General features: G+C 61.0%; 12 protein-coding genes and 1 tRNA gene. 7 read left to right on the forward strand and 6 right to left on the reverse strand.

Features of this window, described 5'->3' with window-relative positions:
• Positions 1-491: 491 nt before the first annotated feature.
• From RUH64_RS16690 to RUH64_RS16700, 3 genes are all read right to left on the reverse strand, one after another.
• Positions 492-650, reverse strand: a complete 159-nt coding sequence (locus tag RUH64_RS16690) for a hypothetical protein (RefSeq protein WP_313814905.1) — start codon at positions 648-650, stop codon at positions 492-494.
• Between the two features lie 126 nt (positions 651-776).
• Positions 777-1,715, reverse strand: coding sequence for a hypothetical protein (locus RUH64_RS16695; protein ID WP_313814906.1), 939 nt, complete (start codon positions 1,713-1,715; stop codon positions 777-779).
• Positions 1,716-1,745: 30 nt separating this feature from the next.
• Positions 1,746-3,866: a RecQ family ATP-dependent DNA helicase gene (locus RUH64_RS16700; RefSeq protein WP_313814907.1), complete on the reverse strand. Its 2,121-nt coding sequence runs from the start codon at positions 3,864-3,866 to the stop codon at positions 1,746-1,748.
• 143 nt (positions 3,867-4,009) lie between these two features.
• Here RUH64_RS16700 and RUH64_RS16705 point away from each other — a divergent pair, with 143 nt between their 5' ends.
• The 4 genes from RUH64_RS16705 (at position 4,010) to RUH64_RS16720 (ending at position 7,772) form a co-directional block, all read left to right on the forward strand.
• Complete coding sequence (locus tag RUH64_RS16705) at positions 4,010-5,419, forward strand: phosphomannomutase/phosphoglucomutase (RefSeq protein ID WP_313814908.1); 1,410 nt, start codon at positions 4,010-4,012, stop codon at positions 5,417-5,419.
• Between the two features lie 24 nt (positions 5,420-5,443).
• Positions 5,444-5,917, forward strand: a complete 474-nt coding sequence (locus RUH64_RS16710) for a hypothetical protein (RefSeq protein WP_313814910.1) — start codon at positions 5,444-5,446, stop codon at positions 5,915-5,917.
• 77 nt (positions 5,918-5,994) lie between these two features.
• Entirely contained in the window at positions 5,995-6,447 is a 453-nt protein-coding gene (locus RUH64_RS16715; protein WP_313814911.1) for an Rrf2 family transcriptional regulator, read from the forward strand.
• Between the two features lie 149 nt (positions 6,448-6,596).
• Positions 6,597-7,772 (forward strand): globin domain-containing protein, encoded by a 1,176-nt coding sequence (locus RUH64_RS16720; RefSeq protein WP_313814912.1) that lies wholly within the window; start codon positions 6,597-6,599, stop codon positions 7,770-7,772.
• Between the two features lie 80 nt (positions 7,773-7,852).
• On the opposite strand, the gene RUH64_RS16725 is transcribed toward RUH64_RS16720, so the two are convergent.
• Both RUH64_RS16725 and RUH64_RS16730 read right to left on the reverse strand, forming a co-directional pair.
• Positions 7,853-8,977: an alpha/beta hydrolase gene (locus tag RUH64_RS16725; RefSeq protein ID WP_313814914.1), complete on the reverse strand. Its 1,125-nt coding sequence runs from the start codon at positions 8,975-8,977 to the stop codon at positions 7,853-7,855.
• Positions 8,974-9,501, reverse strand: coding sequence for a PadR family transcriptional regulator (locus tag RUH64_RS16730; RefSeq protein ID WP_313814916.1), 528 nt, complete (start codon positions 9,499-9,501; stop codon positions 8,974-8,976). Before RUH64_RS16730 ends, RUH64_RS16725 begins: the two co-directional genes overlap by 4 nt.
• Before the next feature lie 145 nt (positions 9,502-9,646).
• Between RUH64_RS16730 and RUH64_RS16735 the strand changes: the two genes are divergently transcribed.
• Positions 9,647-10,852: a multidrug effflux MFS transporter gene (locus RUH64_RS16735; RefSeq protein ID WP_313814918.1), complete on the forward strand. Its 1,206-nt coding sequence runs from the start codon at positions 9,647-9,649 to the stop codon at positions 10,850-10,852.
• 65 nt (positions 10,853-10,917) lie between these two features.
• Here the strand turns inward: RUH64_RS16735 and RUH64_RS16740 are convergent, their stop codons facing one another.
• Positions 10,918-12,750: a phosphoenolpyruvate carboxykinase (GTP) gene (locus RUH64_RS16740; RefSeq protein ID WP_313814919.1), complete on the reverse strand. Its 1,833-nt coding sequence runs from the start codon at positions 12,748-12,750 to the stop codon at positions 10,918-10,920.
• Between the two features lie 317 nt (positions 12,751-13,067).
• On the opposite strand from RUH64_RS16740, the gene RUH64_RS16745 reads away from it, so the two are divergent.
• Both RUH64_RS16745 and RUH64_RS16750 read left to right on the forward strand, forming a co-directional pair.
• Positions 13,068-13,144 (forward strand) — tRNA-Arg (locus tag RUH64_RS16745).
• A 56-nt stretch (positions 13,145-13,200) separates the two neighbouring features.
• Positions 13,201-13,740, forward strand: a complete 540-nt coding sequence (locus RUH64_RS16750; RefSeq protein WP_313814920.1) for a GNAT family protein — start codon at positions 13,201-13,203, stop codon at positions 13,738-13,740.
• Positions 13,741-13,935: the final 195 nt, after the last annotated feature.

Below are 13,935 nucleotides of genomic sequence, written 5' to 3' on the forward strand. Positions count from 1 at the left end.
TGGGGTGAAGGATGTCCCGTGACATGGGTGAAGGATGTCTTGAGACCAGACACCCCCGTGTCCGCCGAAAAAAATCCCGGAAACTCAACTGAGTATCCGGGATTTTTCCATATCATCATTCAGATTTGGCCTGAGATAGACGTGCTCGATTACCCTGGCCGACATGCCTGACGTCCTTCATCAGTGTCGCTGAAGCTTAAATGATTGACCCCGCAGGTCCATTCGAAGCTGCGGGGTCTGCAACGGCTGGCGTCTAGTCCCCCAACTTGATGCCAAAGACGAGAATCATCCCCATAACGATCGATGATCGGTCTACCGATAACTGCACCTTCGACGCTACCACTATTCGCTGATTCTTCAATGTGTATCTGCGTACTTTTTCAAATTAGGTAGGCGGACACGAGTAACTAGGTAGTTGGTACCTCGATACAACCGAACAAGGCAAAGGCCTTGAGAAACATTTCGTCTCTCAAGGCCTCACCTTTAGATTGTCATTTCACGCCACGTTCAAAATCGTGGGCTATCTCTTTGACCTGCACTTCGGCTTGCTTGATCTTCTCCGCTGCCTTGGCATTCAAGATTTCGTTCTGCAGTTCATCATCACCGACTGGACCCTTCAGCGGAGATGATTGATCCTTCTCCTTTGACATCTCGGCCACGTCCTTCCACGACAGCCCGATTCAGATTGATCACCCCACGGTAAGCTCAGCTGCTCGGTGGAACAACAGGGAAGCACCAATACCCATGAATCTTTCAGATGCGGGGAATACCGATTCTTAGTCGTTGCGGTTCACGAATGAACGCAGCATGTTCTGCACGATGTCTTCGGGCAGCGATGTATGGCGGACGATAATTGCCGTCATGCTCTCCAGATCATTGTCCGCGATAGCTTCAAAGAGGGACTCGCGTTCTTCCTCAGGAAGATCGGCCGCGTCGAAGCGGACAGGACCATCGGGTCCCTCACCTTCGAAACGGAAATCAGCAACGTTACTGCTGGCGCTCTCTCCTGCCATGGGCGAAGCAGCAATCATTCGTTCCAGATCTTCAATGGGAAGTTCGGTGTAGCTGTGCAGGATTTGCGCGGCACCAGCGAAGTTTGAATCTCGCAGCATAGAGAACAGCTGGTCATACTCGTTGGGAGGAAGCTGCTCGCTGGAGAACTCGCGCTGTTCTCCCTCGATTTCAAATGCCATCTTGAAATGCGTGGCGCTCGGCTCATTTTCGGAACCAAACTGTTCGTGCCATTCCTGGGGAATAACCCATGAATCCTCGGAAATTCCGGGACGTTCTGCGGCTTTGCCGCCCTCGTCCTTTGCTTCTACTTCAGACTCCGCAGGTTCAGCTTCGTTACTTGGGCTTTGAGCCTCCAGCTTGTCACGCAGCGCCTGGATGTCTTCTTCCGAGACTGGCAGCTCCTTGGCTGGCGCCGACTGCGGGTACTTGTCAAGGCTGCGGATCGCAATGACACATGCCTTGATCGGATCCCCGGTCACGGCACGGTAATTCTGTACGGCGGCCATCACGTCGCCCTTGGCAAGATTCCGGTAAATAGCGTTGCGGGAAACATCATCTAGCTTTGCGTTAGCCTCTTGCGCGGCCTCGCGAGTCACTGCCAAAGAAATTTGCGCAGAGTTCTTCTTACGAAGGGCCTGCAGTCCGAAATAGCCCAGGGCAATCACGGCGATGATAACGACGAGCCAGATGAGAATGTCCATACATCCAGCGTACTTTGTTTAACTGGACATTCACCCAGCGATGCCCAAAGTGAAAGGCAAAACACCGGGTGCTCCTGCGATCCGCAAAGCCCTGCCAGCCATGGCCAGCGACCACCGGGAGTCGGCAAGGTCATCGACCAGCATGATCGGCCCCGGCGCATTCGCCAAAAGCTGTTCCAGCGGCGTCGGAATCTCAAAGATGTCCGCTACCGCCGCGACGCGGAACGCAGAATTTCCGCCGGGCCCCTGCTGCGGAGGCGTTCCCCGATACTCAAGCTGTCCCAAGAAACGCAGGCGTCCCACGTTGGCAAGCCCTTGAGCCAGCGACGTGATCAGCTGCGGGCGGTGGGCCGAGGGCATTGCGACGACGCCGACGGGGCGCTCGTCCCAATTCCATTCGGCCAATACCTTCACACAGGCGTCGAACATTGCCTGGTCGATGGGTCCGTCGGCGGAATCGGCGAAGAGCTGGCGGAGCCTGTTGCCCCATCCTAGGTCGGTCAGTCGCGCCAGCGCGCGGCCGATGGACACCTGTTCGTCTACCGGAATCTTGCCCTTGAGCGTGTGGCCCAGCTTGTCCAGACCGGAGGGATAGAGTTTGCGCGGCTCAATAGGCACTCCGGCCCTGACCAGGGCGGCTTGGGCGTTGTCCTTCGATTCTTGGGCAATATGGTCATCGAACCAGGCGCCGGCGCAGTTATCGCAGCGCCCACAGGGGGCAGACTTCGGATCATCCAGCGCCTTGGTGACGAATTCCATGCGGCAGCCGCGGGTGTTCTCGTAGTCGATCATCAGGCGTTGTTCGTGCACGCGGCTCTGCGCCACTCGCTTGTAGCGTTCCGCGTCGTAGCTCCACGGCAAGTCGGTGCGCATCCAGCCGCCGGCAACGCGCTCTACTGCGCCGTCCACCGCGAGCACCTTCAACAAAAGCTCCAACGGCGAACGCCGCAGATTCACTGCGCTTTCCAGCGCCGGGACGCTCATGGCACCGTCGGTGGCAGCCAGCGCATCCAGGACGGCGCCGGCACGGACCTGATCCGGCATGGAGCTGGTGGCGAAGTACTCCCAGATTTCGGCGTCGTCGGGACCCGGCAGCAGCAGGACGTCCGCGTTGATGCTGCCGCGGCCGGCGCGCCCCACCTGCTGGTAATAAGCCACGGGAGAACTCGGTGCGCCAATGTGGATGACAAACCCCAGGTCCGGCTTGTCAAAGCCCATCCCTAGGGCGCTGGTGGCAATCAGGGCCTTGACTTCGTTGTTCTTCAGCGCCGCCTCTAATCGTTCACGTTCCTCCAAGTCGGTACGGCCGGTGTAGGCGGATACCTGGTGGCCTGCCTCGCGCAGCAGCCGGGCAATGTCCTCGGCCGCGGAAACCGTCAGCGTATAGATGATGCCCGAGCCGTTGAAGTCTTCGATGTGGCTGAGCAGCCAGGCAAGCTGCATGCGCGGGGAAGGCAGGCGCAGCACCCCCAGACGCAGCGAGTCGCGGGCCAGCGTGCCGCGCAGGGTGAAGACCTCTTGGGTGCCTCCGGCCAGCTGTTCGGCCACGTCTTGGACCACGCGGGAGTTGGCGGTTGCGGTGGTGGCGAGCACAGGCAGCCCCTGGGGCAGCTTGGCGATCAGGTCCCGGATGCGGCGGTAGTCAGGACGGAAATCGTGGCCCCAGTCGGAGATGCAGTGGGCCTCGTCGATCACCAGCAGGCCCAGCCGATTCAGCAGCATGGGCAGCTGCTGTTCGCGGAAGGACGGGTTGTTCAGCCGCTCCGGGGACACCAGCAATACGTCGATCTCATCGCGCTGCAGCTTCTCGAGGATCTCTCGCCATTCAAGAACGTTGGCCGAGTTGATGGCCGCCGCGCGCACGCCGGCGCGTTCTGCGGCCGCCACCTGGTCGCGCATCAACGCCAGCAGTGGGGAGACGATCAGGGTTGGGCCGTAGCCCTGCTCGCGCAGCAGCAGGGAGGCGATGAAGTACACGGCCGACTTGCCCCAGCCGGTGCGCTGCACCACCAGAGCGCGGCGGCGTTCGGCGACCAGCGCGCTGATTGCCTCAAACTGTCCGTCGTGGAATTGCGCCTCGGGGTTCTGCACCAGGGCGCGCAGCTTTTCCAGGGCTAAGGTCTTGAGGTCGGAATGCAGCGAGGTATCCATTACCCAAGTATTTCAGCTGACACCCACGTTTTGTCGGCACACAGCGCGCATTGTGAACACTGCGCGCAAATGTTAGGTATTTCCTACGTTTGCTCGGGGCTAGAACCCTGAGCGCGGCGCATCCAACCGGTAGGCTAATTGGTGTGAGCGAAGAAATTGATCTGAACCAAAGCTTCAAGGCCTACGACGTGCGCGGCATCGTCGGCGAGTCCTTGACCGCCGAAGCCGTAGAGGCCATTGGCGCCGCCTTTGTCGATGTGCTGTCCCTGAGCGGCGATACCGTGCTGGTCGGCGGGGACATGCGCCCCTCCTCTGCCGAGTTTTCCCAGGCTTTCGCCCGCGGTGCCACCTACCGCGGTGCCAACGTGGTGATGCTCGGTCAGATCTCCACCGACGAGCTGTACTTTGCTTCGGGCAAGCTGCAGGCAGCCGGCGTGGTGTTCACCGCCAGCCACAATCCAGCCCAGTACAACGGCATCAAGATGTCCAAGGCCGGGGCGCTGCCGATTTCCTCGGCCACCGGCCTGTTCGACATCCGCGACCTGGCCCAGCAGTACCTGAACGAGGGCCTGCCGGTCTCCGGCGATATCCCGCAGGGCAGCGTCACCGAACGCGATGTACTGGCCGACTACGCCGCCTACCTGCGCGAACTGGTGGACCTCTCGAACATCCGCCCGCTGAAGATCGTGGTGGATGCCGGCAACGGCATGGGCGGGATGACGACCCCGGCGGTGCTGGGCGATGCGGTGCTCGCGGGCCTGCCGCTGGAGATCGTCCCGCTGTACTTCGAGCTGGACGGCACCTTCCCGAACCACCCGGCCAACCCGCTGGAGCCGGAAAACCTCAAGGACCTGCAGGCCGCCGTGCTTGAGCACGGCGCAGACCTGGGCCTTGCCTTCGACGGCGACGCCGACCGCTGCTTTGTGATCGACGAGCGCGGCCTGCCACTGTCCCCCTCGGCCATCACCGCACTGGTGGCGGTGCGGGAGATCGCCCGCGTGAAAGCCGAGGGTGAGGACACCCCGGTGATCATCCACAACCTGATCACCTCCAAGGCGGTGCCCGAGTTCGTCACCCGCGCCGGAGGCACCCCGGTGATGACCCGCGTGGGCCATTCATTCATTAAGGCCGAAATGGCGACCCAGGGTGCGGTCTTCGGCGGGGAACACTCCGCGCACTACTACTTCCGCGATTTCTACAATGCAGACACCGGCATGCTCGCCGCCATGCACGTGCTCGCCGCCCTGGGCGGCCAAGAACTGCCGCTCTCGGAGCTGGGCGCCGAGTACGAGCCTTATGTGGCCACCGGCGAGATCAACTCGGAGGTTGCTGACAAGGCTGGGGCCACCGCCCGCGTGCTGGAACACTTTGACGGGCAGGACGTCGCAATCCTCACCATGGACGGCACGACGATCAGCGCGAATGACGGCAGCTGGTGGATCAACCTCCGCCCGTCGAACACCGAGCCCTTCCTCCGCTTCAACGGCGAAGGCGCCACGGCCCAGATTATTGAACCGATCCGCGACGCCGTCCTGGCGATCGTACGAGCTTAACAGCCAACAGACTAAGGAGCCATCATGAACCTTGAGACTCTCGATGAAGGCGTCAAGGACGCCCTGAACAAGGTCCTGGGCACCGCCCTGGGCGTAGCCCGCGAACAGCTTGAGGAGCAGGGCGTCTTCCTGCCCTTCGCCATCGGCCTTGAGCCCGCAGAGGGCAACGAGGAGGCGGAGCTGCGGCTGATCGCCGTGCCGCCGACCGACAACCCGGAGGATCCGGACGCCGACATCGACACCGAGGCAATGGTCGCGGATCTGATGCAGGTGCTCAACCAGCAGGGCGCCCACTTCCAGGCCATCGCCATCGCCTCCGACGTGCTGCTGCAGGAGAACGACAAGGACGCGATCCACGTCGTTGCGGAGCACAAGGTCGGCGCGGCGCTGGCCATCGTGCAGCCGTACCGGATGCCGGACGAGCCGGGCGGCGAGTGGATCTTCGAAGATCCAGAAGCCGAGTCCGCCGAAGCCATGTGGTCCACCGAACAGCAGTAGCCCACCACGGCAGCCATACCCCGAACGACGCCCTGTGCCACATTCTTTGCACAGGGCGTCGTCGTACACTGGGCACTATGAAACTCAGCGCCTTTGCCGATGTCTGTCTGCGGACGATCATGGTTCTCGGCGCGCCCAATGCGGGCCAGCTGACCAGCAGGGAGATCGCCGAGCTGGTGTCGGTGCCCTATAACCATGTGGCCAAGGCGGTGCTTGAGCTGCGCACCCTGGGGCTGATCGACGTGACCCGCGGCCGCAACGGCGGCGCCGCAATCACCCAGGTGGGCTTGGAAAGCTCGGTAGGCCAGCTGCTGCGCACCCTGGACCACCGCGAAGACGTCGTCGACTGCACCGACCACGACGCGAACGGCAACTGCCCGCTGGTCGGCGGCTGCCGTCTGCGCAGCGCCCTCAAGGCGGCCCGCGAGGCCTTCTACAGTTCCCTTGATCCGCTCACGGTGCAGGAGATCTGCGCGCAATCCCCCGCCATCACGCTCCTGCCATTCCCCACAATGCGCCGTGGGGCGTAATCTGAGTTACAGATAAATCACCAAGTCAAATCCGACTTAAAAAGACCTCCCGAGGAAACTTGCATTTCCTTTCTACGGGGCGTAGAACTTAAGTTATAAATCTTGCATTTCAAATACAAGATAAATTCGCCTCCTAAGGAGAACACCACATGCTGTCAACACAGTCTCGCCCGGTCATCGAAGCAACGCTGCCGATCATTGCTGAACGCATCTCCAGCATCACCCCAAAGTTCTACCAGCGCCTGTTCACCGCGCACCCCGAACTGCTCGACGGCACCTTCTCCCGCTCCAACCAGAAGAACGGCAGCCAGCAGCAGGCGTTGGCAGGCTCGATCGCCGTCTTCGCCACCCATCTGGTTGCCAACCCGCAGACCACTCCCGAGACCATGTTGGCCCGCATCGCCCATAAGCACACCTCGCTGGGCGTCGTCGAAGAGCAGTACCCCGTCGTCTACGAACACCTCTTCGCAGCCATCGCGGAGGATCTGGGCGACGCGTTGACCCCTGAAATCGCCGAAGCCTGGACCGAGGTCTACTGGCTCATGGCCCACGCGCTGATCAAGATCGAAAAAGGCCTCTACGCGCAGCAGGCCAACGCCGCCGCCTACAGCCCCTGGAAACTCGTAGAGCGCACCGCAACCGGCACCGATTCGGTAACCTTCAGCTTTGAACCGGCCGATGACACCGCGGTCACCGTGGCAGCCCCGGGCCAGTTCGTCTCGGTGCGCATGCCGATGAGCGACGGCGTGCGCCAGGTCCGCCAGTTCACGCTGAGCAAGGATGTTGAATCCACCTCCCGCCGCACCGTCACGGTGAAGCTGGATGCCGACGGCGAGTTCACCCCGGTGCTGCACAATTCACTGAAGGTCGGCGATGTGGTGGAACTGTCCAATCCCTATGGCGATCTGGTCATCGACGAGGACGGCTCGCCGCTGGTCATCGCCACAGCAGGCATCGGCTGCACCCCCAGCGCCGCCGCGCTGCAGACCCTGGCCGCCAAAAATTCCACCCGTAAGATCACCGTCCTGCACGCCGATCAGGAGTACGACGCTTGGCCGCTGCGCGAGCAGATGCTTCAGTCAGTCCAGGCCCTGCCGCAGGCAAGCATCAGCACCTGGTTCGAACGCGGTGAACTGCCGCAGGATCTCAATGCCAAGGCAGGGTTCATGGACCTGACCGGGGCACTGAGCGAGGACAGCCACGTGTACCTGTGCGGCCCGCTGCCGTTTATGCACGCCGCCCGATCTCAGGCGCTAGCCGCCGGAATTCCCGCCGACCGCATCCACTACGAGGTGTTCGGTCCGGACGTATGGCTGGCCGCCTAATTCTCGCAGCGGCCTGAAATGGAACGAGGCTCGCTGCCGGATCATGGGGATCCGGCGGCGAGCCTCGTTCTGCAAACGCCCTATTTCTGCTGCTCTTCGGGGTCCTGCGGCGGCTGGGCCGCTGCCTCCGCTTCCTCGGCGCCCTCCCCTGCCGAGCTCGGACGCTTGTCAACGGGCGGCTTTTTTGACAGCGGCGCCTTCAGATCAAGCTTGTTCAAATCAAGTTTGCGCGGATCCAAACGGTCCACCAGTCGGGCCGCCTTGGCCTTGGCCGTCGACGATTCTTCCGGGTCGACCTCTTCGGGCGTCCCCATGCGATCGGCCCCCGTTGAGTAGGAGGCGGCCCCGTGGGATTTTTCGTTCGCCGGCCGCACCAGCGACTGATGCAGCCCGCCGTCGGTGATCCAGCGGCGCAGCACCGAATTGAACAGCAGCGGATTCTCGATGTTCCACTGATGGTGCATCCCCGGAACCAGCCGCAGCTTTGCCTGCGGCAGCGCAACGCTGAGCGCTGCGAATGATTTGGCGACGAGCTTCGGCTCTTTGGAACCGGCCAGGATCAGCACCGGGCCGGTGTAGTTGGAAAGCTTGGCAGGCAGCGCGCCGGGGCCGATCTCATCCATGATGGCGCGCATGTTCTGTGCCTTGAGCTTCACGCCGTGCTCCGCAAAGAGTTCGCGTTCATCGTCCACCATGCCATAGGCGCCCGCCTGGAAGCGCCAGTACCATTCGCTGCCGATCAATTTCAGCTGCATGCGCTGCATGGCCTTGGCCGTGGAGCTCATCGATGTCACCGGCGTTCCGGTGATCATGACCGAGTCGACCAGTTCCGGGTGGCGTGCGGCCACATGCAGGGCAATCACCCCACCCAGGGACATTCCCACCAGGTGTACGCCGCCGGATGACACCTCGTCGGCGATCAATGCAGCAACGTCATCGGCTGCCGAGTCCAGCCCTTCCCACTGCTCCTCGTAGCGCGCCCCGAAGGCGGGCAGGTGGAGGGTGAGGATGTTGAAGTCGGCAAAGGCGAGGACCTGAGGATCCCAGCTCCAGTTGCCCACATTGCCGCCGTGCAGAAACACCAGCGTTTGGGCCTTCTCGCGCGCCTGTGCGTCCCCGCGTGCCGGGTGCACCTCGGGGTATTCGGTCGCCTCGCGGGCCAGCTCTTCCTTGGCCGACACCGGCTGCTCGTGCTGCTCGCTCATGGCAAATGCTCCAATACTGCGTCAAGCCACTCAAGTTCGGCCGCCTGCTGTCTGATCGCGTGGTCGAGGGTTGCGGCCATCAGAAAACTTCGCCGGTCGGCCGCGGCGCGCATGTCGATGCCCTCGCGCTGGGAGAGATAGTCGTCCAGCACGTACTGGGTATTCTTGCGGCGCTGCAACAGCAGGCTTGCGATCTCCTCGCGCTCAAGCTCGGCGGCAAAGAACACCTGGCCCATGAACGGGTCGCGTTCGGGTGACTGCACCGGCCCGCCGGCAAGCCACTGGGTCAGCGCCTCTCGGCCCGCCGCGGTGATGTGGTGCTCCTGGCGGTCGGGGTAATTCGACTGGGCGACGGTGTGCACGGTTGCATAGCCCTTGTCCACCAGCTGTGCCAAGGTGCGGTAGATCTGCGCCTTGTCGGCATTCCAGAAGTGGTTAATTGATGAGTCAAAGTGCTTCTTGAGTTCGTAGCCCGTCATCGGCGACAGGCTCAGCAGCCCAAGAATCAATCGTGCCAAAACCATAGGTTCATCTTTTCACAGTTAGTTGATTTTGCACCCACCTGTTCATGACGCGCTTAAACCGCGCCGCGATCGTGATCCTGGGTTCCCGGCGGCCCGTCCCCGCCCACCGCTGCTTGAAGCTCAAATAAAATTCTAGAATTGGTCTATGCCCACACTCTCCGATCGGCCCCAGCTGACCCGACCGCTCTTTGCCCTGCTGGTGCTTCTAGGCACCACAGGCCCGCTGGCGGTCGATATGTATCTGCCGTCATTCCCGGCAATGACCGAGGAATTTTCCTCCTCTGCCACCGGAATTCAGCTCACCTTGACGGCATTCCTGCTGGGCTTGGCGGCAGGTCAGATCTTCTGGGGTGCACTTTCGGATCGGCGGGGCCGCTCGGTGCCGCTGCAGTGGGGTACGGCGGTGTTCGTACTGGCTTCGGTCGTTGCAGCACTTGCGCCGACGCTGACCACGCTGATCATTGCCCGCGCCCTGCAGGGGCTCGGTGGCGCCGCGGGCGTCGTCATCTCCAAGGCCATCGTCGCCGATACGACCAGGGGAGGCCAGACGGCAAGAATCTTCTCCTTGATCATGACGTTCACCGGCGTGGCTCCGGCGGTGGCGCCGTTGCTTGGTTCGGTCTTGGCTGCGCTCGGCGGCTTCCGTGCTGTCATGTGGTTCATCGCCATTGCCGGTGTCATCATGGCCTCGGGAGTCTTCTGGGTATACAAGGAGACCCTCCCTGTGGACCGGCGTTCTTCGGGCAGCTTCATTTCTCCGCTGCTGCAGGCACTGCGACGTAAGCGCTTTGTCGGCTATATGTTCCAGTCGGGTTTTTCCTTCGGCACGATGATGGCCTATGTTTCGGCCTCGCCGTTCCTCTACCAGAACGTGATCGGGCTGTCCCCGCAGGGTTTCGCCCTATGCTTCGGACTCAATTCGCTGGGGCTGATCCTGGCTGGCTTCGTTTCATCCAAATTGGCGCTGCGGGTTCCACTGCGCCGCACCGTGACGGTAGCCCTGGGCACACTGTTTGCCGCCGCATGCCTGATGGCGGTCTTGGTACAGCTCGGTGTGCGCAGCCTGGTGTTGGCGGTACTGATTTTCATCATGGTCACTTCCCTGGGCTTCACCATGGGCAACACCACCGCACTGGCCCTGAGCGAGGTACGCACGGTGTCTGGTTCTGGTTCTGCGCTGCTGGGCTGTTTCCAGTTCTTCATCGGTGCGGTGGCCACGCCGCTGGTGGGCCTAAGCGGCGAAGATTCCCCGCTTGCCTTCTCGCTGACCGCTTTGGCAGCGGCCCCGATCGCCTGTTGCGCGCTGGTTTACACTGCCGAGCGCTTCCACCGAAAGAGCACCGCGGCTTAACGCCAAGAACCCTGGTTCGCTCCTTCCGCGGGGAAGGAGCGAACCAGGGTTCTTAGCTTTTTGCGTTAGGCGCTCAGCCGGGCCTTCAGGCCGTCGAGCTCTGCACGCAGCGAGGCGGGCAGCGCTTCGCCGAAGTTTGCGTACCACTCTTCGATGCTGTCCACTTCGTTCAGCCATTCGTCGGTGTTAACCGCAACTGCGGTTTCAACGTCGGCTGGGGTGAAGCCTTCCAGACCGGTCAGGTCCAGGGCATTGCCGGTTGGCACGTAGCCGATGGCGGTTTCCTTGGCGTCTGCGGAACCTTCAATGCGCTCGATGGCCCACTTCAGAACACGCGAGTTGTCGCCGAAGCCCGGCCATGCGAAGCCGCCTTCTGGGGTGCGACGGAACCAGTTGACCAGGAAGATCTTTGGCATCTGCTCTGGGTTGAGCTTGCCGGAGATCTTATCCCAGTGGTTCAGGTAGTCGCCTGCGTTGTAGCCGATGAACGGCAGCATGGCCATGGGGTCGCGGCGCACCTGGCCGGTGGCACCGGCGGCGGCCGCGGTGGTCTCCGAGGACAGGGTCGAACCCATGAAGATGCCGTTGGTCCAGCTGCGGGCCTCGGTCACCAGCGGGATGGTGGTCTTGCGGCGGCCGCCGAACAGGATTGCATCGATCTTCACGCCGTTTGGCGAGTAGTAATCCTTGGACAGCATGTCGACCTGTGCGATCGGGGTGCAGAAGCGGGAGTTCGGGTGGGCTGCGTTGGTGCCAGATTCCGGAGTCCAGTCGTTGCCCAACCAGTCGGTCAGGTGGGCAGGTGCCTCGTCGGTCATGCCTTCCCACCAGACGCCACCTTCATCGGTCAGCGCAACGTTGGTGAAGATCGAGTTGCCCTTGGTAATGGCGCGCATGGCGTTGGGGTTGGTGGACCAGCCGGTGCCTGGAGCCACGCCGAACAGGCCGTACTCCGGGTTGACGCCGCGCAGTTCGCCGTCCTTGCCAATACGCATCCAGTTGATGTCATCGCCCAGGGTCTCGGCCTTCCAACCGTCAATCGTTGGATCCAGCAGTGCGAGGTTGGTCTTGCCGCAGGCCGAGGGGAAGGCAGCGGCAATGTGGTAGGCCTTGTTCTGCGGGCTGGTCAGCTTCAGGATAAGCATGTGCTCGGCAAGCCATCCCTCATCGCGGGCCATCGCCGAAGCAATGCGCAGCGAGTAGCACTTCTTGCCCAGCAGGGCGTTTCCGCCGTAGCCCGAACCGTAGGACATGATGGCACGCTCTTCTGGGAAGTGAACGATCCACTTGTCTTCGTTGCATGGCCAGATGACGTCTTCCTGGCCTTCTGCCAGGGGCGCACCTACCGAATGCAGGGCTGGTACGAAGAACGCGTTCTCCGCTTCCATCTTGCGCAGCACTTCGGTGCCGATCTTGGCCATGATGCGCATCGAGGTGACCACGTAGGCGGAGTCGGTGATCTCTACGCCGTAAGCTGGCTCGTCGGCATCCAAGGGACCCATGACGAATGGAATGACGTACATGGTGCGGCCGCGCATCGAGCCGTCGAACAGTCCGCTCAGGCGGGTCTTCATCACCTCTGGGTCTTCCCAGTTATTGGTGAAGCCGGCGTCCTTCTCTTCCTTGGAGCAGATGAAGGTACGTTCCTCGACGCGCGCTACGTCCTTGGGATCGGAGAATGCCGCGTAGGAGTTGGGGAAATTTGGATCGGTCAGCTTGACCAGGGTGCCGGCTTCAACCAGCTCGGCGCACAGGCGGTCGTTTTCTTCAGCTGATCCGTCAACCCAATAAACACGATCCGGCTTCGTCAGTGCGGCAACTTCTTCGACCCATGCTGACAACTTCACGTGCGAAGTAGGCGCTGCGTCGATAACGTTCTGATCCGAGCTCGTGCTCATTATCCATTCCCTCCATTGGGCTGAACTTGCAATAAATCAAGGCTATGGGGTGAGCCTTGCTGGAACCCTGTGACTCAAACCTCAGGTGAAAATCTGACCTAAAGTTGAATTGACAAGATTCCCGGAATTCCGGGGGTTTTCCTATTCAACACCGAAAGTTAATGTGACGAAGGTCACGTAGACCGGTACCCTTTTGTGCTGGCCGAACACCGGCATATTCACCAAAAACAAGCGCCCCCATTCGCCGATTTGCAAGATGCCCAAACCACCCGTATAGTTATTGGAGGTTCGAGCAAACGAACTAAACAAAAGAATAAGCGCCCATAGCTCAGCTGGATAGAGCGTCTGTCTACGGAACAGAAGGCCAGGGGTTCGAATCCCTTTGGGCGCACCAAAGAAAATTCCCACTCTTTCGAGTGGGAATTTTTGTTTACCCGGGAAGAGGTCTACATGAAACCCATCCACATCCAGCCCGGAATTGAACTACGCCTGCTCCAACGCTCCGACGCGGCCGAACTAGCCGCGGCCTACCTGAGCAACAAGGAGCATCTCGCTCAGTGGGAGCCAATCAGGCCCGCAGAATACTTCACGAAGCAATGGCAAGAACGGGACCTCGAGTCACGGCTGGAACTCTATCAACAAGAACTCGCCTATCCATTGGCACTTTTTGAGCACGACTCAATTATCGGCCGCTTTACACTGACCGGCATTACCCGCGGCCCATTCCAAAATGCCAGCCTCGGTTATTGGATGGATGCCGATTACTGCGGCCGCGGCCTGGCCACCGCCACAGTTCGGGAAATCTGCGCTATTGCAGGAACTGAATTAGGTTTACACCGCATCGAGGCATCCACCCTGCTTCACAACATCGGCTCGCAGCGGGTCTTGCTCAACTCCGGTTTTCAACTCATCGGCACTGCCCCGCGGTACTTGAAAATCGCCGGCCGGTGGCAGGATCACCACCTATATCAGCGCATCCTAGAGGACTAGCCAGATGCCGAATAGCTGACAATCAGCATTTTGCTGCAGCCCAAATGTGAACCCGAGCACTTTTGAGTGTTTCGATTTTTCTCGGCATCGAATCTCGTGTATTGTTATTCAAGTCGTCAAGGCGACAAACAAGTGAATAAGCGCCCATAGCTCAGCTGGATAGAGCGTCTGTCTACGGAACAGAAGGTCAGGGGT

Origin of the sequence: Glutamicibacter sp. (genome assembly GCF_032154645.1) — a bacterium.
In the GTDB taxonomy this organism is placed as follows: Bacteria; Actinomycetota; Actinomycetes; order Actinomycetales; family Micrococcaceae; genus Glutamicibacter.